The organism is Endozoicomonas sp. Z74 (assembly GCF_057680865.1).
Window position 1 is genome coordinate 57,575 of the sequence record NZ_JBLYZI010000014.1, and the last position, 22,424, is coordinate 79,998.

At 51.0% G+C, this 22,424-nt stretch carries 15 protein-coding genes; 7 read left to right on the forward strand and 8 right to left on the reverse strand.

The genetic code is table 11. The features are described 5' to 3' along the window. Positions 1–195 precede the first annotated feature (195 nt). Entirely contained in the window at positions 196–4,086 is a 3,891-nt protein-coding gene (locus ACNRUY_RS06325) for a S1 family serine peptidase (protein ID WP_488110796.1), read from the forward strand. Positions 4,087–4,091: 5 nt separating this feature from the next. On the opposite strand, the gene lpxL is transcribed toward ACNRUY_RS06325, so the two are convergent. Next, a complete protein-coding gene (gene lpxL / locus ACNRUY_RS06330) occupies positions 4,092–5,027 on the reverse strand; it encodes an LpxL/LpxP family Kdo(2)-lipid IV(A) lauroyl/palmitoleoyl acyltransferase (protein WP_488110797.1) in 936 nt (311 codons plus the stop codon). Between the two features lie 144 nt (positions 5,028–5,171). On the opposite strand from lpxL, the gene minC reads away from it, so the two are divergent. From minC to minE, 3 genes are all read left to right on the forward strand, one after another. Next, a complete protein-coding gene (minC, locus tag ACNRUY_RS06335) occupies positions 5,172–5,954 on the forward strand; it encodes a septum site-determining protein MinC (protein ID WP_488110798.1) in 783 nt (260 codons plus the stop codon). Between the two features lie 77 nt (positions 5,955–6,031). After that, on the forward strand, positions 6,032–6,847 hold the full coding sequence (gene minD / locus ACNRUY_RS06340) for a septum site-determining protein MinD (RefSeq protein ID WP_488110799.1): 816 nt from the start codon (positions 6,032–6,034) through the stop codon (positions 6,845–6,847). Beyond that, the gene (minE, locus tag ACNRUY_RS06345; RefSeq protein WP_488110800.1) at positions 6,844–7,095 is read left to right on the forward strand and encodes a cell division topological specificity factor MinE; all 252 of its coding nucleotides are present in this window, start codon (positions 6,844–6,846) and stop codon (positions 7,093–7,095) included. The genes minD and minE overlap by 4 nt, the downstream gene beginning before the upstream one ends. Positions 7,096–7,149: 54 nt before the next feature. On the opposite strand, the gene ACNRUY_RS06350 is transcribed toward minE, so the two are convergent. Further along, positions 7,150–8,250 carry a tRNA-queuosine alpha-mannosyltransferase domain-containing protein gene (locus tag ACNRUY_RS06350; RefSeq protein WP_488110801.1) on the reverse strand — a complete coding sequence of 367 codons (1,101 nt, stop codon included), beginning with the start codon at positions 8,248–8,250 and terminating at the stop codon, positions 7,150–7,152. Between the two features lie 91 nt (positions 8,251–8,341). On the opposite strand from ACNRUY_RS06350, the gene ACNRUY_RS06355 reads away from it, so the two are divergent. Next, on the forward strand, positions 8,342–9,637 hold the full coding sequence (locus ACNRUY_RS06355) for a M18 family aminopeptidase (RefSeq protein ID WP_488110802.1): 1,296 nt from the start codon (positions 8,342–8,344) through the stop codon (positions 9,635–9,637). A gap of 158 nt (positions 9,638–9,795) precedes the next feature. Here ACNRUY_RS06355 and ACNRUY_RS06360 read toward each other — a convergent pair whose 3' ends face one another. From ACNRUY_RS06360 to ACNRUY_RS06380, 5 genes are read right to left on the reverse strand one after another with little or no spacing between them, the layout of a single operon-like run. Beyond that, on the reverse strand, positions 9,796–10,725 hold the full coding sequence (locus ACNRUY_RS06360) for a sugar phosphate isomerase/epimerase family protein (protein WP_488110803.1): 930 nt from the start codon (positions 10,723–10,725) through the stop codon (positions 9,796–9,798). A 3-nt stretch (positions 10,726–10,728) separates the two neighbouring features. Next, complete coding sequence (gene budA, locus ACNRUY_RS06365; protein ID WP_488110804.1) at positions 10,729–11,517, reverse strand: acetolactate decarboxylase; 789 nt, start codon at positions 11,515–11,517, stop codon at positions 10,729–10,731. A gap of 38 nt (positions 11,518–11,555) precedes the next feature. Beyond that, complete coding sequence (locus ACNRUY_RS06370) at positions 11,556–13,340, reverse strand: GMC family oxidoreductase (protein ID WP_488110805.1); 1,785 nt, start codon at positions 13,338–13,340, stop codon at positions 11,556–11,558. 58 nt (positions 13,341–13,398) lie between these two features. Then, positions 13,399–14,151: a hypothetical protein gene (locus tag ACNRUY_RS06375; protein ID WP_488110806.1), complete on the reverse strand. Its 753-nt coding sequence runs from the start codon at positions 14,149–14,151 to the stop codon at positions 13,399–13,401. A gap of 59 nt (positions 14,152–14,210) precedes the next feature. Further along, positions 14,211–15,641, reverse strand: coding sequence for a hypothetical protein (locus ACNRUY_RS06380; protein ID WP_488110807.1), 1,431 nt, complete (start codon positions 15,639–15,641; stop codon positions 14,211–14,213). 798 nt (positions 15,642–16,439) lie between these two features. Between ACNRUY_RS06380 and ACNRUY_RS06385 the strand changes: the two genes are divergently transcribed. Beyond that, positions 16,440–17,711, forward strand: coding sequence for a WD40 repeat domain-containing protein (locus tag ACNRUY_RS06385; protein WP_488110808.1), 1,272 nt, complete (start codon positions 16,440–16,442; stop codon positions 17,709–17,711). Between the two features lie 760 nt (positions 17,712–18,471). Continuing rightward, complete coding sequence (locus ACNRUY_RS06390) at positions 18,472–20,601, forward strand: carboxy terminal-processing peptidase (protein ID WP_488110809.1); 2,130 nt, start codon at positions 18,472–18,474, stop codon at positions 20,599–20,601. Between the two features lie 76 nt (positions 20,602–20,677). Here ACNRUY_RS06390 and ACNRUY_RS06395 read toward each other — a convergent pair whose 3' ends face one another. Next, complete coding sequence (locus ACNRUY_RS06395) at positions 20,678–21,922, reverse strand: L-lactate MFS transporter (RefSeq protein ID WP_488110810.1); 1,245 nt, start codon at positions 21,920–21,922, stop codon at positions 20,678–20,680. Positions 21,923–22,424 lie beyond the last annotated feature (502 nt).

A 22,424-nucleotide genomic window follows, 5' to 3' on the forward strand; every position in this document is an offset into this window, starting at 1 on the left:
CCATCTGAATACATCCTTTATGTCTGCTCTGCTCCATCTGGAACTGACTGCTGATAGATTAGTGGTCAATTTCACTTACAGGGAACCAAATCAGCCTAATCCTGTCTATGCCATCGCAAATAAATAAAACCTGTTTTTTTTCACTCAGCAATAAATTCAATAAAAGCAATTGATTGTAAATAAACACAACACCTTATGACCGCGAGCAACCAGACCATAAAAAATCGACGCAAGTTGGCAGGGATTCTTTTATCTCTCATCACATTGATCAGCACTGCTGACCAGGCACAGGCACGGTCAGACCGGGTTCGAAGGGTCGTTGGCGGTCAAGAAGTAGAGCACGCAACTTATCCATGGATGTTTTTTATAGAAACCCGGAGTGACTTTGGATCCTCTCAGTGTGGAGCAACTCTGATATCCCCACAATTTCTCATGACCGCAGCTCACTGTGTTTACCCAAAAAACAAATACGATTCGATTATTCAAGTGAGTATTGAAAAAGCACCTGACTCAATGATTTCCCCCACTCCACGGATTGAAAAAACGATTATTCACCCGGGATACCAGGGAAAGGGCAACCACGAATATGATCTCGCTTTATTGAGGCTGTCTCACCCTGTGCAAGGTGTAACTCCTGTCAACTTGCCAGACTCCCAGCCAGCGACGAACATACACGCCCATGCAATCGGCTGGGGAGCAACCCAACCGGATAAAACTCTCCCATCGAGCCAACTGCTACACATCGTCCTGCCGCTCCGTCCCCTTGACGTATGCCGGTCTCCGGTTAAAGGGGCACCAGAACTGACAGACAAAATGATCTGTGCCGGTGCTTACCAGGACGGTACTTCAACTTGCGAGGGTGACAGTGGAGGCCCTCTTTTTCTACATAACCCTGACGGCTCTATTACCCAGATTGGCATCACCAGTTTCAGTTTTACAGGGGACAATCCAGACAAAGCTTGCGGGAACGCCCTCTACCCTGGGATATTTACCAATGTCTGGTCGCTGAAACCCTTTATCACCGAGCAGACCCTCCAATGGCGGCCAAAGATCACTCCTGACCGATACCCAAATCTCCACAAAAATAACACTCGATCACAGACTTTTTATATTCCGGAATCCAATACCCTGAAAATTGAGATCCAGGGAAACCTTGAAAAAAACCGCGGATTTCTTTCACTGTATGATGAATCTGGTTACGAGCTGAGAAGGTTTAGCGGAAAACTGGATAAAACGCTTTACCTGCCAGCCAATCACCTCACAGCAAAACTGGAGTGGGAGGAAGGACTTACTGCTGAGAATCTTCATATACAGGTTTCCGATGCAACGGCAGACAACTCTCGGGAAAAGCGACACCAAATCAGACACCCGGGCTCTCTCGAAACTGACTTCTCCGGCAAACACCCAGTCGTAAAATGGGATATGGGCCTTTACAGCAGTAATGAAATGAGAACCTCTCCCCAGATGAGCATTGATCAGGCCAGCCATTTGCTGGTTCATATCAAAACCTCATTGCAGCAAGAGGATACCGTTATGATCCTTGACGGCCAGAGCAATGAAATACAAACCTTCAAAGGAGAAGTGAATAAGTGGCTGGTCGTATCGGATAACCGTATCTTTGTAAAACTCACTACTGAAAACAGTGAAACGCCTCCTGACCATCCTTTCCAGAAAAATACAGTCACTGTCCAACCCTGTGATGATTGTGAACACGACAACATCAGCACCTGGTATATGCCGGCACAGACAAGAGAACCCATGGACTCTCCGACACTATCGGTATCTGACGCAAAGGGTCTGAAGGTTCATATCAGTGGTCACACCCCTTCAAAAAAGGATGCACTGATTCTGTATGACTCCACTTCATCCCAACTCATGCAGTTGAGTGGCAAACTGGACGAAACCTTCCTGGTGGAAGGTGACCGCATTTTTGCCAGATACCTGCCAGATGACCGCTTTCAATGGGCATTCAATGATGGCCAGTTTCTGAAGGCGTCAGCTACGGAAACCGGAATTCGTGTTTCGATCTCTCCCCTTACAGAATCCCCCGGTGCAAAAGGCACCTTACTGAAAGAGGAAGCGTCAAAAGTGACCTGGAATTCCGGTCACTTTGGCGACGATCAAACCCGCCTGTCGCCGACCCTGTCCATTCCCGGAGCCCACTCATTGCGAGTCACCGTTCATGGAGAGCTGACGGATGCGGACCAGATTACCCTTAAAGACCACAAGGGAAGAAATCTACCAACAATGACAGGACGCATTCGCCAGGAGTTTGTCATGCCCGGTGACTCCCTTCAGGCCAGCCTGGCTTCAGGGAAGACTCCCACCAGGAGGGAGCATGAAGGGGAAGATTATATACAGAGCTGGCTGCACCGCCATCATCACGAGAAAACGAAACGATACCTGAACATTGAGATAACCGATAACCTTGACGCTGAAACACCTGCCCAGACATGGCTTGCTCTGTCCAAGGCCTCAGGAGAAACCCTGCTATCCCCTGAATTGCATGTACCTGAAGCAGAGTCTCTTAAAGTTTCCGTCTATGGACAGGAGCTGGAATCTGGCGACACGCTTTCCATTTTTGACAGCACGGGGTTTGAAACCCGGCGCTACCTGGGTAAAACCAAAGAAGATTTTCATGTGCATGGGAGCCAGGTTACAGCCCGGCTAACCAAACACTCACCGGATACACTCTCCTTTTTGATGATCTCGGTCTTGCCCGACAGCAGTATCGATCAACATACTCATGGCTATTTTCTCAACGAAGCGGAAAAAACAGCCTGGAATTCCGGGCCTTACGGCAATAACGAACAAAGAACATCTCCGGAACTGGTCGCTGCCAGCGCATCGTTCATAAAATGTTCCGTCACTGGAACCTTGACGGATGCAGGGGATACGCTGGATCTTATTGATCCAGAGTACCCTGAACAGCCACTGCGTCGTATGCAAGGCCCCGGCTTCATCAATGAGTGCCTTATTTTACCCGTGAATCGTCTGCTTGCCCGACTGAAGACAGACGCCAAAGGAGAATCCGGTGAAATAACCGTCACTGTCCGCCCACAAAAGTCTGACGACAACGGATTGATTCGTTTCCCGGAAGACGTTCAGGATAACAGGCAGGACAAACCTCTTTATTTAACCCTGTACAACGCGGCTGAGCTAACCGTACAACAGCTGGAAGTGAAAGACACCGGATTGTTCCTGACTCTGGAACCAGGGGAGCTTTTGGTTCCCGAAGAAGGTAACACCGCTGTCTACAACGGCATTCAGGGAAACCAGGTGATTTATCTGCCCAACCCCAACGACGACAACAAAGGGCTGACCCGGCACTTTACTGTTTCTGTATCGGCCTGGGAGCAAAGCCAGCCCTTTCTTTCTTCACCACAAACTCTGGAAATTCCCGGTGCCCCGGCATTAAAAGTGGTGACAACGGGAGAAACCAGGGCAATGGCCAGTTTCCTGTTGATTCTGGACAGCGAGCACCTCCCGGTCAGAAGAATCAGCGGTCACCTGGATGATGAGTTTATCGTGCAGGGAGATCGTATTACTGTGAAACCTGACGCTGACAGCAATAGCCGGTTCTTTACACGAATTGAGCCAGCATACCCTGGAGAGGTCGAATCAGCCTCACTGCCACAATTTCATAGGTCTGCCGATAACAATGAAATCCTGTGGCAGTCCGGCACCTATGGCAATCACGAGGATCGCACTTCCCCGCCCCTTGGCATCCATTCCGAGGAACCCATGATGAAGGTGACGGTCAGGGGCGAACTGGAAACCGGCAAAGATTACTTATACCTGTATTCCCTGCAACGGGGCTTACCTGAGCAGAAGCTGACAGGAATCGTTCATATGAGTACCACGGTTCCCGCTGGCCACCTGACCGCCAGACTGATCTCAGACGGTAACAACACCTTCTCCGGAATTACCATACAGGTCCACGGCTTTACACCGGAGGAACCCCCTGAAAAACAGTCTCTATCTGAAAAGACGACTGCTGTAACTCAGTTGTCAGCAGCGGCTAAAACGAACTATCAGGCAATCAGCATTATCACCGCCGTAATAGCAGTGCTCATTGGAGGGTAAAGCGGTTAGTGATAAAACCCTTCCTCTCCCTCCGGCCGGGTTTTAAACCGCCGGTGCAGCCACATATATTGCTCCGGGTGTTCGCTGATCCGCGCTTCGATAAAATCATTGATCCGCTGGGCATCCTCCTGATCATTACCGGTAGGAAAGTTCTCTAAAGCATCGTGCAGCCTGAGTTCATAACCCTCGGAGCCCGGCAGTCGTGTCACAATCATGGGAACCACTTTTGCCTTTCCCATCCGGGCAAACCTTGAGGTGCCGGTCACCGTCGCGGCCTGAACCCCGAAAAAGGAAGCAAACACACTCTGGTTGATCCCGTAATCCTGATCCGGTGAATACCAAACGGTACGCCCTGCTCTTAATGAACGAAGCATGCCACGGACATCCAGCCGCCCCAGCAGTTTTCCCGATGGGTCGAAACGCTGACGAAGTCGGCGCTGCATGTATTCAAACACCGGATTGGCATGCTCCCGGTAAGTGGCATCAATACTGTGGCGCAGGGTGATCATCCTTCCGGCCAGCTCTATGGTGGTAAAGTGCAGAATCATCAGGATGGTACCCTGTTCCTGCTGCAGCTGTTCCAGCCCCTGAAACCGGACCTTTTTTTCCAGACGGCTTACCGGCCACCACCAGGCCATGGCCACTTCCATCACTCCAATCCCCACCGACTCAAAATTGGCTTTCAGCAGTTGCTCCCGTTCAGCAGCCGCCATCTGCGGGAAACATTTTTCCAGATTTACCCGGGCAATCCGGACCCGGCTACCGGCAAACCGGTAAAAACCCCGCCCCAGCCATCGACCCAGTTGCAGTATCCAGGAATAAGGCAGCAACGTAGGAAGAATCGTCAAACCAATGCCCAGCCAGGTCAGCCAGAACTTCGGATGAAGGTAGCTCCAGAGAAACCCATTACTCACCTGTCCTTTGACGTTTGTTTGCGACATACAATCAATTTCTACTCATGAATTACACGACGGGAAAACAGCGAATGAACACTTCCAGGGTTGACCTGTGCTCAGGTCAGCCCATAAGCTACAATCTGATTCTCTGCAGTTGAATGTATCAACTGCTCTACAGGGTGGTATGTTATGAATCCACAGCTGCGAACCGGCTCTTCCACTTCAGCGTTCAAAATAACCGGTGGTATTTATACACTGACCACGCTGGAATTGCATTGTGCAGATTCAACACTTCTGACCCGCCAGCTGGAAAACCTGACCCGCAAAGCCCCCAGCTTCTTTGATCAGACCCCGACCCTGGTAGCTCTGGACACATTGAAAGAGGCCGGGACCCCGGTTGATATCCCCTCTCTGCGTTCTCTGCTGAAACAGTACGGCATGATATTGATCGCCATTCGAGGCGGCTCTGAACGTCATAAGGAAAGTGCACTGATGGCTGGAATTGCCTGGCTGCCAGCTCCCAGGCAGGCAAATAAAAGCAGTGAAGAAAGCAAAGACAGAGGCAGCAATATTGTTCTGATGAATCAGGCGGGAAATACCTCTGCACAACCCGCTGGCACCGAACTGTCAGAGCCACCAGCAAGTGAGACCCGAATCATTGACCAGCCAGTGCGATCCGGTCAGCAGATCTACTCTTCAGGGGACCTGGTGATCACCAGTGCCGTCAGCCCCGGGGCAGAACTGCTGGCAGGCGGGCATATACACGTCTACGGCCCTTTAAGAGGGCGCGCCCTGGCCGGAGTCAATGGCAATGACCAGGCCCGCATTTTCTGTCGACAGTTTGAAGCGGAACTGATCTCCATTAATGGTCAATACAAAATGCCTAATGAGGCGGATTCCTTTCAGGCGCTCTGGGGAAAGCCAGTCCGGATAGTCCTTGAGCAGCAGAGCTTGCACATAAGGCCACTTTAGGAAATACTGGTGAACCTGACCCGTTGACTGAACGACAACGAGTGGGTAGTACTCTCCAACCAGCACAGGATTTCACCTTGGCTCGAATTATCGTAGTGACCTCAGGAAAAGGTGGCGTCGGTAAAACCACAACCAGTGCCTCCCTTGCAACCGGCCTGGCACTTGCTGGCCACCGAACGGTTGTGATCGATTTCGATGTGGGGTTGCGAAACCTGGATTTGCTGATGGGCTGTGAGAGGCGCGTGGTCTATGACTTCGTCAATGTCATCAATGGGGAAGCGGAACTCCACCAGGCTCTAATTCGCGACAAGCGTGCTGAAAATCTCTCGATTCTGCCCGCTTCCCAGACCCGGGACAAGGAAGCACTGACCCATGAAGGGGTTGAGCAGGTGCTCAATCAGCTCAGCAAGGATTTCGAATACATTATCTGTGACTCCCCTGCAGGTATTGAGCACGGCGCCCAGATGGCACTTTATTTTGCCGATGAGGCCGTCATCACCACCAACCCGGAGGTTTCCTCGGTTCGTGATTCTGACCGGATTCTCGGCATCCTACAGAGCAAATCCCGTCGCGCCATTGAGAACCAGGACCCGGTCAGGGAGCACCTGCTGGTTACCCGTTACAATCCCGATCGGGTTGCCCGGGGTGAAATGCTCAACATCAGCGATATCGAGGATATTCTGGCCATCCCCCTGATTGGGGTCATCCCCGAATCCCCCTCGGTTCTGAAAGCCTCGAACCAGGGGGTACCGGTCATTTGTAATGAGGAAAGCGATGCGGGCCAGGCTTATGCCGACGTCGTTGCCCGTTACCTGGGCCAGGAACTGCCACACCGTTTTCTCAAACCGGCGAAAAAAGGATTCCTGCAACGGGTATTTGGAGGCATGGGATGAACATTCTTCAGCTTTTCCGGTCACAGAAATCGGACAACAGCGCCGCTATTGCCAAGGAACGCCTGCAGATCATCGTGGCCCATGAGCGCAACAACCGCAGCGGCCGTGAGTTCCTCCCTGCCATGAAGCAGGATATTCTTGAGGTTGTGCAGAAATACATTGAAGTCCAGCAGGAGAGCATTGATATCAAGCTGGACTCCCAGGATGGCTGTTCCATCCTTGAAGTCAATGTCCAGCTGCCGGATTGAAGAAAGAAGGGTGCAGCCTGACCTGAACCAGGTTGCATGTCTCTTACCTACCCTCTACCTCGCTGCTACATCCTCAATCCACTGCCGGTAACAGGGCTGAAGAATCCTCCAGCTTAGTCCTCGCACATCAGGAGCAGTTAACGCCTCACCGTTCTCACGGGCGATAGCCAATGCTTCCAGCCGATCAGCAATGGCTATCGCCTCACGGGCAGGGTCCGATTCATGGGAAGGGTATCGAAAGCGCTTGGCAAAGAGTTCCGGGTACGCCAGCCGGTCAGGAACCAGAGGCTGACAACCTGCAGCCACGGCTTCCAGAATGGCAATCCCCTGAAAATCATGAATAGCGGTTGACAGCACAACATCCGCCCTCTGGAGCAGACGACGATATTCTTCTATAGAGTCAATATACCCCCACTGACCAATATGACCGGCAAGCTGTTCCCGGATCTCATTAAACACAGGAGGAATCTGGCGAAATTTCTGCCCCACAACGTGCAACAGAAAAGGGACATTCCGGTCTTTCAGGTGCTTCAGGGCTGAAAACATCCGATCAGGGGCCTTGTCATACTCCCAGCGGTGATTGAACAAAACCTCCAGAACCTTCCCCCGCGCCGGTTGTCCTTCAGGAAACACTTCCTCAGGCAAGGGGACGGGTAACACCGCAGATTTCTCCTGAATAACATCCACCACATCACCGGGGACATAATCCGGCAGTTTCTTCAACAATGACCGGGCGCCATTGAGGAAAGTCTCCCGGTTATAACCGGTATTGAACAGTACCTGATCGGCAGCCAACGCCGTGTATAAATTCAGAATCAGGGGCTCAACACTTTTTTGCTGATGTTGGGAAGCCGGGTAGGCAAATTGATTCTCATGGAAGTAACAGATGGAAGGCACTTTGGCCAGCTCAGGCACCATGCCTTTTAATGCCGACAGATCGGTCATAGAGGTACAGATCAGCAGGTCGTATTTCCTTTTGAGGATTTCTCTCTCCCCAAAAGCCCAGCTCAAACTGTTCCCCCGGAGACGCCAGCTGAAATAACGGGCAGGCAGGGTCAATACCGTCCAGTCATACTCCGGAAAAGCCCCCACCAGTCCCTTGCGCCAGTATTGGTGACTCAAGGCATCATAAGCAGAAAGCAACAGGATTCTCATTCAAACAATCAACTCTCAATGTTATGTAAACGGTCATGAAAACGCACGGTGGTTCGTATTAAAATAAGCGCCTGAATTTTAAGGTAACCTTATGAGCCAAGAACGATTCAATCAGGACCTGATCCAGTACCTGAACGCCTCCCCCACCCCTTATCACGCCGTATCCAGCATGGTCTCCCGCCTTCAGGCAGCGGGTTTTCAGGCTCTGAATGAGTCCGACAGCTGGTCACTGCAGGCGGGTGGTCGATATTACGTGACCCGCAACGGTTCCTCCATTGTTGCTTTTTCCCTGGGTAAGCCTGAAAACGGCTTCCGGATGGTGGGTGCCCATACCGACTCTCCCTGCCTGAAGGTCAAGCCTCAGCCGGAGATGAACAAGCACAGTTATTTCCAGCTGGGTGTTGAAGTCTATGGAGGCGTCCTGCTCAATCCCTGGTTTGATCGTGACCTTTCCATCGCCGGTCGTGTGCAATTCACGGATGCCAACGGCCAGCTCAACAGCCAACTGATCAACTTCGAACGCCCCGTTGCGATCATTCCAAGCCTCGCCATCCACCTGGATCGTGAAGCCAACAAATCCCGCAGCGTGAACCCCCAGACCGATATTCCCCCGATCCTCTTTCAACTGGAAGAGGAAGAAAAAGCCGATTTTCGGGAACTGCTCCGGGAGGAGCTGATTCGGCAGGGACAGTCCGATTGCCAGCAGGTAGTGGAATACGATCTCTCTTTTTATGACACCCAGAGCGCTGCCGTCATCGGCCTGCGAGACAACTTTATCGCCAGTGCCCGCCTGGACAACCTGCTTAGCTGCTATGTTGGCCTTCAGGCTCTGCTGGATCACCCGGGAGGAGATGCCACCGCACTGCTGGTGTGCAACGACCACGAAGAAGTGGGCAGCCTGTCCACCACCGGCGCCCAGGGCCCCTTCCTGAAAAGCGTACTGGAACGAATCACCGGTGTTGGCGAGCCCCTGACCCGGGCAATGAACGCCTCCATGCTGATTTCCACCGACAATGCCCACGGCATTCACCCCAACTACGCCGACAAACATGATGAAAATCATGTCCCCAGGCTGAACCAGGGGGCTGTTATCAAGGTCAATGCCAACCAGCGCTACGCCACCACCGATGAAACCTCAGCCATTTACCGCTCGCTCTGTGAAGCCACCGGCAATAAGGTTCAGCACTTTGTCACCCGGACGGATATGGGCTGCGGCAGCACCATCGGCCCACTGACTTCCGGCGCCCTGGGTCTTCGCACTCTGGATCTGGGACTGCCTACCTTTGGCATGCACTCCATCCGCGAACTGGCGGGCACCGAGGATGCCTATGCCCTGACCAGAACCCTGACCCATTTTTACCAACTGGACCAATTGAACGTTTTCTAACCATTATCCGCTGACAGGGCGTCTATCGTCCTGCCAGTGCCACCTGCAACCGCACAACTCAGGACCTTAAGGGCCTGAGTGACGCAGAATAAGTTACATACACTATCGAAAAAACGCTCTCCCCTGTGAACCAGAAAGAGCCAGCCAGGCTAAAACACTCAATGGAGCGGCAGTTTTACATCAGCCCACGCCTGTTTCAGGGCACGGACACTTCCAGCCATGATGGTTTCAGGATTTTCCCCCGACTTAGGTTTCACTTCAAACCCGACCATTCCCCTGTGCTGCCGGTTCAGAAAACCGACATCAACCAGTGCCTGCAGAAACTCCGTCAGCTGTTGAATTCCCACCTGGGTTCGATCCGCACCAAAGTAAGGGTGATCATCTCCATAGTAGGGGGAATAGGGATTATTGGAACCATTGCCAATCTGGGTGCGGACAATATGAGGGGCTGCCTGTTCCACCATAAAGCGCGGTGTTTCCGGCATTATCGGAGTGTGGCTCAAGTCCGGTAGAAGACCAAAGTTGGGGGTTTCTGCCTTCACTGCGCAGGCCAATTGAGCTGCCATGGGTGTGGGGCCAACCAGGCAGTTCTTGGAGTATGGGTGCTGGTCAAAGTTTTCCAGGCACAGATGTATGTTGTATTGGTTCGCATAAGCGCATAGCTCTATCAGACTCTCCTGCAGGCGCAGCAATGCAGCATCCACATTCAGCCCTGCAGGCCAGAGCTTGCCGCTCATCACCCCACAGGTGGCAGAACCCATCTCGGCAGCTTCGTCAATCCCACGCAACATAGCGTCGATGGCTGTTTTTCGGGCAGAGGGCTCTTCTGCCTCAAGGTCAAGGCCAGGCAGCAATGTCAGAGGCTGTCCATCATAAGCAATCTCCACCCGGGCCTGACGACACAAGGCAATGGTTTGCTGGCGAACGGTGGCATTGTTAATAGGTCCCAGTTCAATCGCATCGAAAAAACCATTCTCCAGAATAGTGGCGGTGGTCTCTGCAATCGGGCCATCACCACTGATGCATTCAGGGTAAAGCATGAACTGGACAATCCCGACCCGCATCCAGTTATGTAAGTCATCCGTCATAAATCAACCCTCATCACAGGAAATAATGCTATTAAGGTCGGCCTGGTCATAAGCCTGGGTGGTCGGCATTTCGATATCGACATCATTAACCTGATCCACTTTCATCACACCGGATAACTGGCGAAAGGCCAGTACATGACCACCACCGCTTTTATCCTCTGTCAGAAAATGCAGATGCCAGTTGGGAACACTCATATTGGTGGTAAACGGCGGTGACCGGAAACCCACCATGGTTCCCCGGACCCGCTGAAACCTGAATTTGGGCTCGGTCTTTTCCACTTCACAAAACGGAGGGTAGGGTTTGCTCTGAGCTGGCAAGCTGCGGGTTTCTACCCACTCAAATTCACCTTCCATTCTGACGGCATAGTAGGTATTCACGGTGGGCAGAAGCGGATCGATTTCGGCGGAGATATTACTGAGTGACAACCCCTTGGCCAGTGGTATCTCCTGTTCCGGCTTAAACCGGGTGATACTCACCCAGGGCATGGTGGCATCATCCGGCATCACATGCACAGAGCCATCGGCGTGCACGGCATAAAACACACCATCAATAATCAATCCCTCCCCATTCAGACGATTCCAGGTACCCAGCCCGATATCACCATGACGGCGAATATCAGCCACGGCAGTCAGACCGTCGTAAAGCCCGTTAAGCAGAGACACGGTGGGACTGTTTTGCCAGATTTGTTGGTGCTCCTCCTCACTGGCTTCGACATTAAACACCACCAGGAGCGTCTGGATTGCGATGGACTTCATTAAATGTCCGGAACCTGACTTTGCAAATAGAGCCATGAACAATGTCCTTGTACGAGTTGATCTGGGCACAGTTATCAAGCTGATTTCAGATCCGCTGTAATGGTTTTTGCTGCCCACAATGCCAGCGCCGCAATGGTCAGGGTAGGGTTGGCCGTCCCTGTGGTGGGGAACACACCAGAACCCACTAAAAACAGATTTTTGTGATCCCAGCTTCGCTGATATTTGTCGACTACCGAATTGTCAGAACTCGTGCCCATGGTGTAAGTACCAATCACATGGCCGGCACCGCGAAACTGAAACGCAGTGTCGTTATAGGTAAACAGACCGGGTGTACCCGGGGTGGTATTAACCTTCGTGTGATCCTGAATGCCCGCTTCCTGGAACAATTGCGGATAGAGTTCGGCCGCCCGCTGATAACCCTTCAGGGTGTAGTCTCCACCAGGCACGGTCGAATCACTGATGCAGTAATGCAATTCCGGCCGGGGAATCCCCAGATGATCGGTATACGACGAAGGCTTTATGTAACTGGATTCCAGCGGTGTGGCTTCAAGCTCCAGAGCAATTCGTATCTGATTGATGCTGTTGTCCTTCATGGAGCTCCGCAGTGAATGGCCAAACAGCGCCTGGGTGTTGACATAATCCTGTACCAGAGTGTCTGGTGCACCAGTAGGCCAGTTCCATCCTTCATTGCCAATCTCAATCCGAAAGGCCGCTGAGTCTGAACGGAATGCTCCATGGCGGAAATTGCCAATTCCAGAGGTAGACAGCGGTCCGCGATAAGGGTGAAGCGGCTCATCCGACAATCCCCAGGCCACCAGACAGATATGATCCATCAGTCGTTTGCCGACCAGACCACTGGTATTGGCCACAGAAACATCATTTCCTTTACTGTCCGTTTTCCAGGGTGACATCAGCAGAATTTTGGCCGTCTCAATGGCATTCGCAGCCAACACATAGTATCGACCGCTCACCGTGTGTTCAGTACCATCCCAGGTTTTGTAACCGATACTGGAAACATCACCGGTGGTGTTGTCGATATTAATTCGATGCACCACCGAGCGGGTTTGCAGTGTCGCCGGGGTACTCTGATTCAGTGCTTTATTGAGATGGACACTCGCATCGTATTTAGCCTTGATGGGACAGACCGGGACACAGCTGGTGTTACCCATACATATTGGACGCTTGTCATAAAAAACGGTATTGCGGGCCTGAGGGGTGGGGGCAACCGAGATGGTCTGGCCATCTATCACTTTGCCATCAAGTTTTTTCTTGAGCACCTGGTCAGAGTAGCTGATGGGCACTTCCGGCATCGGATACGGCTTTGAGTGCGTCGCACCTAAAGCATCATCCACCGCGGCATCCCCTGCCACGCCAATCTCATATTCGGCCAGAGTATACCAAGGCTCCAGTTCACCGTAGGTCAGCGGCCAGTCATCTGCAAAACCAAAGCGACTTTGAGTTTCAAAGTCTTCTGGTAACAACCTCATGGAAGTGCCCAGCCAGTGCTGGGTGGTGCCACCGGTGAGCCGTTCGTAAGTACTGCCAAAGGCATCCGGTCCGGTTTGTACATAGTAATAGCGAGGGTCGGACTTAAAAGCATCCGGATTTTTCCATGCGGCCGGGTCAGGAAACTCAAGGGGCACATCTGGCCTTGGGGCATCTGCTGTGGGTGGATAGGGAGCACCAGGGGTTTTGATGGAGGCCGCGTAAAAATTGTTAATGTTTTCCTGATGATCGGGGGTGGTTTCTCCTGCTTCGAGAATCAGCACTTTTGCACCATTACCGGCGAGCTGGTTGGCGATCAGCGCCCCGGAAATACCCGATCCAATGATGATAACGTCGTAATCTGTGGTAGGCATGTCTGCGTCCCTTGCATGCTTGATGGTAGAGCAATCAGTTAATAACAGAGAGTCTGGGTTACTGATCTGGAGACTGATTCCACGGAATCAGTCCGGTGTATTTATCCGTGGGTTTGTATTGCCAGTAAAACGGTACATTTTCATTGGCAAACCCCATTGGGTGGGCTCGGGCTGCCCGCCACTGTAAGCCCTGTATATACTGATTATCATCAGGCAGACTAGGTGATCCATCCACAGAGGCGGTGTACCAGGCGAGCGTAATGGTTTTCAGTAATTTGATGTACTGGCTGAAGGCTCCGGCCACCGAATCATCAGCATTCAATATCTTGTCATACCCTGCCGTGCTGGCATCGTTCAACAGACTCTCCAGCTGACCACCGGTGGGTGAAGCAGTGATCCGATCGATGTAGATCTGGGCCAGAGAGTCGACATCGCCCAGAATATCCAGACTTTGAAAACCGGTCAGAACTTTCGACACCGCAATAAATCCGGGCACCAGTGGTCCAGGCACCGGAGGTGCTGGCGGTGGAGTGCCTTCCAGACACCCATCATTCAGCCATTGGCCGAACAGATCGATTTTGTCCTGAGACCAGGGGCCAGTACCAATTGGCATGACATGCACCTGGGGCAGCTTTGACCAGCCTCCGGGATTAGCACCCGGCTGGGCAGGCTGTATACACAGATACAGACTTTTGGCTCTCGCCTTAACCTGTTCATAATCCCAGAGATCGCAATAAAACATCATCATAATGCGGTCGTACTGGGTGTAGAGTGGTTTAATATCCTGGTAAAAAGTCACTTTATTTGACATAGCGTCTCCCTCGCTGTTTGGTTACAGTCCGGTGCTGTTGATCATATACTGCTGGTCAGTTATTGCTGGCCAACCGGTTCACTGTCCTTGCCAACGCCTGTCTTTGCCTGCACAGACATCAACATTCCCCACATAAACGTTGTTTTGATTCTGTCGTTAAACCACTGTTCAGAACCGGTCACCGGCCCCTTGGCAAAATAAGATCCCTGGAGCATCACCGCCGGATTCGATTCTTTGTTAAGTGTTGGGAAGGCCGCCGCATGATGGCAGCTCATGCAGTTGGAGTCTGCCCCATACATGGTCATAGGATTCATAAATGTCGGACCGGTAATCGGCGGCTCCAGATAGGGGTTATAGGCAATATGAGGCTGTCCTGCTGCGTCATTAAAGAAATAGGCAGTGGCCATATCGAAATTCTTGAATGGCCCGGTAACAGTGGGTTGGTTGTTATCTGAAGGGAACGGGTTCCAGTACATCGTTTGCCAGACCCAGTTTTTAACTTCTGCCGTGGAAACATGCATTCCAACAAGAACGGCCACATCACAGGGCTCAATCTGGGAAGTTTGGATACCACCTATGGTGAATATATTCGCACCCTGAATATATTCTACATCCCCTTCAGTCAAGGGAATTGAATAAAACTCGTCAAGAGTGACCACTTTATCCGGAACCACCATTTTTACTTCCGGGCCATTCATTCCATAAATCGTCACAGGCCTGGGCTGGTTCGGATCTTCTTTGCCAGTGGGGTCATAAAGAACAAAATTTTTCCAGGTTTGAACAACGGGATGCCTGGGCGTCGTGCTGTTATCAGACGAAACGGGTGAAAGAGGCCCTTTCCAGTAAGGAATCATCAGCGGTTGATCACGTTTTAAAACCCAGTAAGTCGGTTTTAACATAGTGGCCGTATCCGCCGGTGTATCAATAAAATAGTTGACTGAACGCTGAGCGTTAGGAACATTGTTCTCCGTCAATGTTTTATTCCATTGGGTGAAAGTGTCTGGATCGTACAGTTTATAGCGATTCACCCAATCCACAAATTCAGAATCATATTTATTAAAAGAAAGAATCTGCGCTCCACCGGCCTGCCGGGGGGTATGCCAGTTACGGGATGGAATTCGTCCTTCAGCACAGGCTTTTCCATCAGAACAGAAGATGGGCGTCCGGAATATTTCCTCTTCACCGTACCAGGTATCAAACACGGCAATCTTGCTACTGACGCCACATTCTTTAGCACCTGGCTGGGCAGTTTGTTCTGTCAACTGAGTGATCGCACCCCAGAGCTCCCAGCCGTGTTTGCGAATGGCATCCATATCCTTGCGATCAATAGCATCCTGCAATTCCTTTTGCTGACCGGGTGTTGTTGCATAGGCGTCGTGACTGGCCGCCACATATCTTGGCCGGGAATCCCCCATCAGAAACCAAAGAGCAAGTGCAGCCAGAGCCAGTAATAGCACCATTAGTGCGATATATCTTGATTGTATTGCCATCGTTATTTTTTCCCTGGTAATTATTGACCCAAATAAAACGATTCTTTTCTAGAGGCATCTACACGGTTTTATTACAACCTCTCTGACATCTTTCCCGTTGCGGTTATCTATGTCTAACAGGCTGCCAGGGAGCGATCTATAATCTAGATCAAAATAATTCACTGCTTTTGTAATCCCAGAAAAAAGAAAAACGGACACTCTTTCTGGCCAGTTTTTTTTCTGAATCCAGTAAAATAATACAAATCTCACTATGATTGCAAGATTGAACTGCTCCCGATAGAGAGCAAGCCTGAATAATTTGACCAATCGCTCATGACATCCAGCTCAAAAACCACCGGCTAAAGCCAGTAATTTCAACTTTTCAGGAGACTGATCAAAACAATCATGAACACACGATTTACCATCATCCTCAAACAGGAGGACAGGTACCATTCAAATCAAGCAAAGTTTTTCCAATGTATAGAAACGCGACCCCAAAAAAATATCATCAGAGAATGATTAGGCCTTAAGTCATTGTATACCCCCATGATACGAAGACGGTTATTCGGTCTCCTTCGAAGTCCCCGTTGACCCAATGCTTCAGATCACAGTGACAGGCATTGATGCACTTTAGCTCTGCATCCCCTCGGCTCAGTTAATTTCAATAACGAAGCAGAGGAAACATCGCATTGGGAAATGCCTGAAATTTGTAATTTCCTCTTAGTGTTGCCAGAGTAATATAAGATGTAAGCCGTTATCCGGCAGCGGACGCAAAACAACACTCACAATAACTCAGGACGACCCCCAGGAACGAGAACCATGGAACGGTGGCTACTGGCTTTTCTTATCTATTTTTCTACGACCCTGTTCGCTCCAGCACTACAGGCCAGGCCAGTCACCATCACCATTCCGGATCTGGGGGATTTTCAACAGTCCAGGACCGCCCTGGAAAAAAGAGCCAACCTGTTTATCAGCGATTTCAGTCCACTGTTAAGTGCCTCTTTCAGCAACGACAGCACCCTTGTCAATACAACCTCTTACCCCCGCTACGGCAGCCGCCAGGGCTTCCTGAAAATCTGGAACCTGGATACCTTCGGCAGCCCCGTGGAAACCCTGGGCATTCAGCAGGACGGCAGCATCATCAGCGCCTCCTTCAGCCCGGACACCAGCCTGATGGCCTCACTGTCCCCCAGCTACCGGGGAGAAGCGGTGATTCGGCTCTGGAACCTTAAACGCATCAATGAAAACCGGAGCCCCACCCTGATGGCAGTCAAACGGCATGGAAAAGAGAACTGGGAGATGAAAGCCCTGTTCAGTCCTGATGGGCGCCTCTTAATGACGGTAACCTATGACAACAGTGTCAGACTCTGGTCGGTGAACAAGGAGGCTGACTCAAGGGTAATGCAGTTCCTGTTCAGCCTGAACCATGCCGATAAAATAACCAGCGCCCGTTTCAGCCCGGATGGGACAATGATTTTAACCAGCTCCCGGGACAAGACAGCCAAGCTCTGGCGAATCAATGACCTTCGTTCAACTCCGATTCCTCTGGTCATGCCCCATGAAGATATCGTGTACCAGGCTGCATTCAGCCCGGATGGCAGCCGCGTTCTGACGGCATCAGCCAGCAAGAAAGCCCGCCTCTGGAGTACATCAGAAACCGGCAGCAATCCACTGGCTCCCTTAAAGGAAATGGCTCATGACGAAAAGGTCCGCAGTGTCACCTTCAGCCCGGACAACACCCTGATGATCACCACATCAGGCAGCAAAGTAAAAGTCTGGACATTCAACAGAAAAGGAGCTCTGAAACGCATAGCCCTTATTCCCCATCAGGGTCCCATTGACAGGGTGCAGTTCAGGCCCGGCCATCAGCAACTGCTGGTAAGCACTGACAATTACAATCAATCGGGATTTTTCACCCTGTGGGATCTGGCCGACATCCAGAAAAACCCACAGCCAAAAATCATTGATTTCCAGCAACATAAGCAACAGGAGCAGCTGTCCATAGAGCCGGTTTTCAGCAAAGACGGTCAATACCTGATCACCAGCACGCCCAATGGCAGTGCCATGGTCTGGCAATTTACACAGCGTTAGCAGCGGATCTTAATCATTGTGCAGCCCTTGCTCCCTGCGCTTTTAGCGAAAGAGCAAGCCGCTACACAAAGACACAGCCAGTTACATAAATCCGTCATGAAGTTGCCCATACGTACAAATTCAGACTCCACGACGTTTGTCAATACTGTTAATCTGAAATAGCGCCAAGAGGCAAAACCCACACAGCAGGAAAGGAAATGAAACCCCAGCACAAGAGCCGTCCCATGAGACGCCCACACATCCGCCCACAAAGTGATTATCAGGGCTATCGCAACGCATTAAACCCACTCAAGCCTCTGCTGAAGGCTTCAACGGACTTACCTGCTCACCCAATCAATGATGACCCTGGTTGTTTTATCCTAGGATACAACTGAGTTCTGATTGCCTGCCCCGCCCGTAAACCGGGCCCCCTGCGCAGAGAGCGAACCATCACTCTCTGCCGGTTTACTCCCTTTTCTTCTGTTTCCACTCTGGGCAAATATACAAAGCGCCTTCTCACCCATTGATTTTTCCCTGCAAGCTTGCTGGAATAGAAATGGAACGCGGATCGATAAAAACAAACCGCATCACAGTCAACATACCGTAATTCAGGCTGCCTTAAGAGAAAGACTGTATTATGCTGTACTATCTTCTATTGAGATAAGCTGCAGCAAAGCCTGAGTAATTGACCTGAGTGATTCAACAACGTCCACCAGCCTGGTTGCTACAAGGCCATGACGGCGCACATCATCAGACAAAATGACACGGAGCTTAATCCTCTATGAGATTGATACTGCAGCCAGCCAAACAACTCGTGCTGCTCTTTATACTGTTGCTGTTGTCGCAACTTCTGCTGGTCAGCCCGACCTTCGCAGTGGACCAGGACATCAGCAAGCCGGTTCCATCCCTGACCCCCAACCTGCAGCAGGCCATAGCCAGTGTCAACGTTGTCCAGCTTTTGTCCCGCAACCACTATCGCAAGCTCCCTCTGGATCAGGGCAGTGCTGACAAGGTATTTGAGCGTTACCTGGACCGCCTGGACCCCAACCGGAGTTTTTTCCTGCAGGAAGATATCAAAGAGTTTGCCCCTTACCGGGAAAAGCTGTCCGACTCCCTGAAAAGTGGCGACCTGAACCCCGCCTTTGCCATCTTCAACCGATACCGCCAACGTGCAGAAGAGCGTGCCCGCTTTATGCTCAAGCAGCTTGATGCTGGCCTCAAAGGCCTGAGCCTCACTAAGGACGAAGAGCTGATCATTGAGCGCAAGGAAGAGCCCTGGCTGAAAAACAGGCAGGCTCAGCAGGAACTCTGGGTCAAGCAGTACAAAGACAGCGTGCTGTCCCTGAAGCTCAACAACAAGACCGATGAGGAAATCATCACTCAGCTGCGCCGTAGAAACACCAACCTGTTAAGGCGCCTGCACCAGAGCAAGGGGGAAGATGCCTTCCAGACTTATATTAATGCCTTTGCGGGTATCTACGACCCTCATACCCAGTATTTCTCCCCCCAGACCGCGGAAAATTTTGATATCAACATGAGCCTCTCCCTGGAGGGCATTGGTGCGGTTCTGTCTTCCGAAGATGAGTACACCAAAGTAGTCAGTGTGGTGGCTGGCGGCCCTGCGGAAAAAGCAGGCCAGCTCAAGCCCGGGGATAAGATCATCAGTGTGGCCCAGGGTAAGAAAGGCAAACTGGAAGATGTGGTGGGCATGCGACTGGATGATGTGGTCAAACTGATACGCGGGGCCAAGCATACCGTGGTCAGGCTGGAAATCATCCCAGGCTCCAGCAAAGATGGAAGTACCCGGATTTACGAGATTGTCCGGGACCGGGTCAAACTGGAAGAGCAGGATGCGGCCAGCAAAATCATCGAGGTTCCTGTCAAAGGGAACAGCAGCAAAAAAACCAGCAAAATCGGGGTGATTGAGCTGCCCACGTTCTACATTGACTTCAAGGCCGCCCAGTCCGGTGATCCCAATTATAAAAGCACCACCCGAGACGTCCGGAAACTGCTGGAAAACCTGAAGAAAGAAAAAATCGATGGACTGATCATCGACCTCAGGGGGAACGGCGGCGGCTCTCTGCAGGAAGCCAATGAGTTGACCGGGCTGTTTATCGACAAAGGTCCCACCGTGGTGGTTCGTAATAGCCGGGGCCGCTCGGAAAAGCAGGAAGACCCGGATCCAAAACAGCTCTACGACGGGCCAATGGTGGTAATGGTCGACCGGCTTAGCGCCTCAGCCTCAGAAATCTTCGCCGGTGCCATGCAGGACTATGGTCGGGCCATGATCCTTGGTAGCCAGAGTTACGGAAAAGGCACCGTTCAAAGCATCCAGCCACTCAATCACGGCCAGCTGAAGCTGACACTGGCCAAATTTTACAGGGTATCCGGGCAAAGTACCCAGAACCGGGGCGTACTACCGGACATCACCTTCCCTTCCCTCTACGATGGCAGGGACATTGGTGAGAACACACTGCCTGACGCACTTCCCTGGGACAACATCCCGGCCGTCCCCTTCAGGCCTTATACCGACCTGAGTTCCTATTTCCCGCAGCTGCAGAAGCTGCATGGAGAGCGCACCAGAAACAATGCAGACTTTGTCTATCTCAATGAAATGAAGGACTATCTGGAGCGCTATGAGAACCAGAAGAAGGTGTCATTAAACCAGGAAAAACGCCAACTTGAACTGCAGACCATGCGCAGCCAGAGACTGGCCATTGAAAACCGGCTTCGCAAATCCCGTGGAGAAGCTCTGTTGAATAATCTTGATGAGCTGGAGGAAATCAACAACAAGGCTTCTGAACAGAAAAAGAAAGATAAGGAACCGGATGCCTTCCTGAAAGAAGCGGGCGCTATTCTCACAGACATGTCCCGAATGATTGACAACAAGCACCTGTTTACTCGCCGATAACAGGCCGTTAAACCGCGCCAACCTGGAAAGTGCCTATTTATCTTCGGGGCTTTGGCGCGGTTTAAATTGACGCACTTTAACTGGCCAGAGCAGCCTCTGGTTCAGCCTCCGCTTCTGTTGAACCCACAGGCCTGGTCAAAAATGCCAGAACCAGGGCAATCCCTACCATGACGGCAGATGCGTTGTAAGCAAGAGAGTAACTGCCACTGGTATCAACGGCCAGCGCAGCGATGACCGGACCAATAAACCCGCTGATTCCCCATGCGGTGTAAAGCACACCGTAGTTGGTTCCATAGTTTTTCAAACCATAGAATTCTGCGGTCAGTGAAGGAAATACGGAAAGCAGAATGCCATAGCCAACACCCGCCATCACTGCACCGAAAATAAGGCTCATTTCTGTGCTATAGCTGGCAAACAACAACATATTGCAGCCCTGCATGACAAAGGCCAGCATCAAGGTCCGGACACCGCCAATTTTATCAGACAGAATGCCTCCGCCCACTCGACCAAGACAGTTAAAAACCGCCACGATTCCCACCAGATAAGCGGACTCACTGATATTGGCCTGAGCCAGGGCAATGCTGGTGATATTCCCAATGACCATCAAGCCTGCAGAAGAGGCAAAAGCAAACATCACCCACATAAAATAAAACTGAGGGGTTTTCAGCATCGCTTTCCAAATCACATCTTTGGGTTTATTGCTTTCTGCGCTCGCCTGACCTTCTTCTTTTTTCGGTGCTGTCGGCTGATAACCGGCCGGTGGGTTGTTAATCGTACAGGCAAGAGGCACTGCAATAACAATCACTGAAGCACCCAGAATCATAAAACTGTTCTGAATACCAAATGCATCAATTAGCTGGGACGTCAGCGGGGCAAGGTAGACCGCTCCCAGCCCAAACCCGGCAGTGATCACGCCATTGACAAAACCTTTTCTGGACGGGTGAAACCACTTCATGGCGGCAGGGCTTAAGCAGGCATAGCCAAAACCAATACCCGTTCCCACCACAACCCCGAAGGTTAAAACCAGGGCAGCAGGGCTGGCAACCAGTCCGGATAAAATCATGCCGGTTCCCACTAAACTGGTGCCCAGAATCAACACTTTTCTGGGCCCCATTTTATCCTGCAATATACCTGCAACCAGCAGGGCTGCCGCAAAAACGACAATGGCTACCGTATAAGGCAAAGTGGCATCAGCATTGCTCCAACCGTAGTCGATAACCAGGGATTTTTTAAAGACGCTCCAGGCGTAAAGGATGCCGATTGCCAGATTAATACAAAATCCAGTCCATAGGATTTTTCCAGCTTTAGAAATTGACTGCATAATACTCTCATTAAGGTTATATTTTATTCGCAACAGTTTACACAGGCGTTCATATTCCTATTTTTGCCCAGGCAAAGGTGAAAAACTGTTGGTGAGTCTCTATTTGTTGAAACTGAAAATAGAAAACAGCAGGTTGGAAAACTTCCAGGAATAGAAAGTCTCCAAAAAAAGAGGTAACCCTGGCTCTATCACTCGCGGAGGATTATTTTTTCGACAGAAACACCGTCAATTCTGAAAATATGGCCAGAAGGATTACCAGAACCATACTAATCAAGTGATAGGTTATGAATGTTGATGTACGTCAATGTGCTGGACGATTTGAAATTGTGCTCAAAAGCCTTTCAGCTTGAAAAACAGTCGATCCCGAGTGTTACTTGCATTAGTTCAGATCTGATCTGACAATTCCCTCTTCAAAAAAGGGAAGGGTTACCGATTTAGATAGAGGGTGAAATCACTGAAATCTAAATCGTAAAAAGGTAACCCTTATGATTCATACTAATCA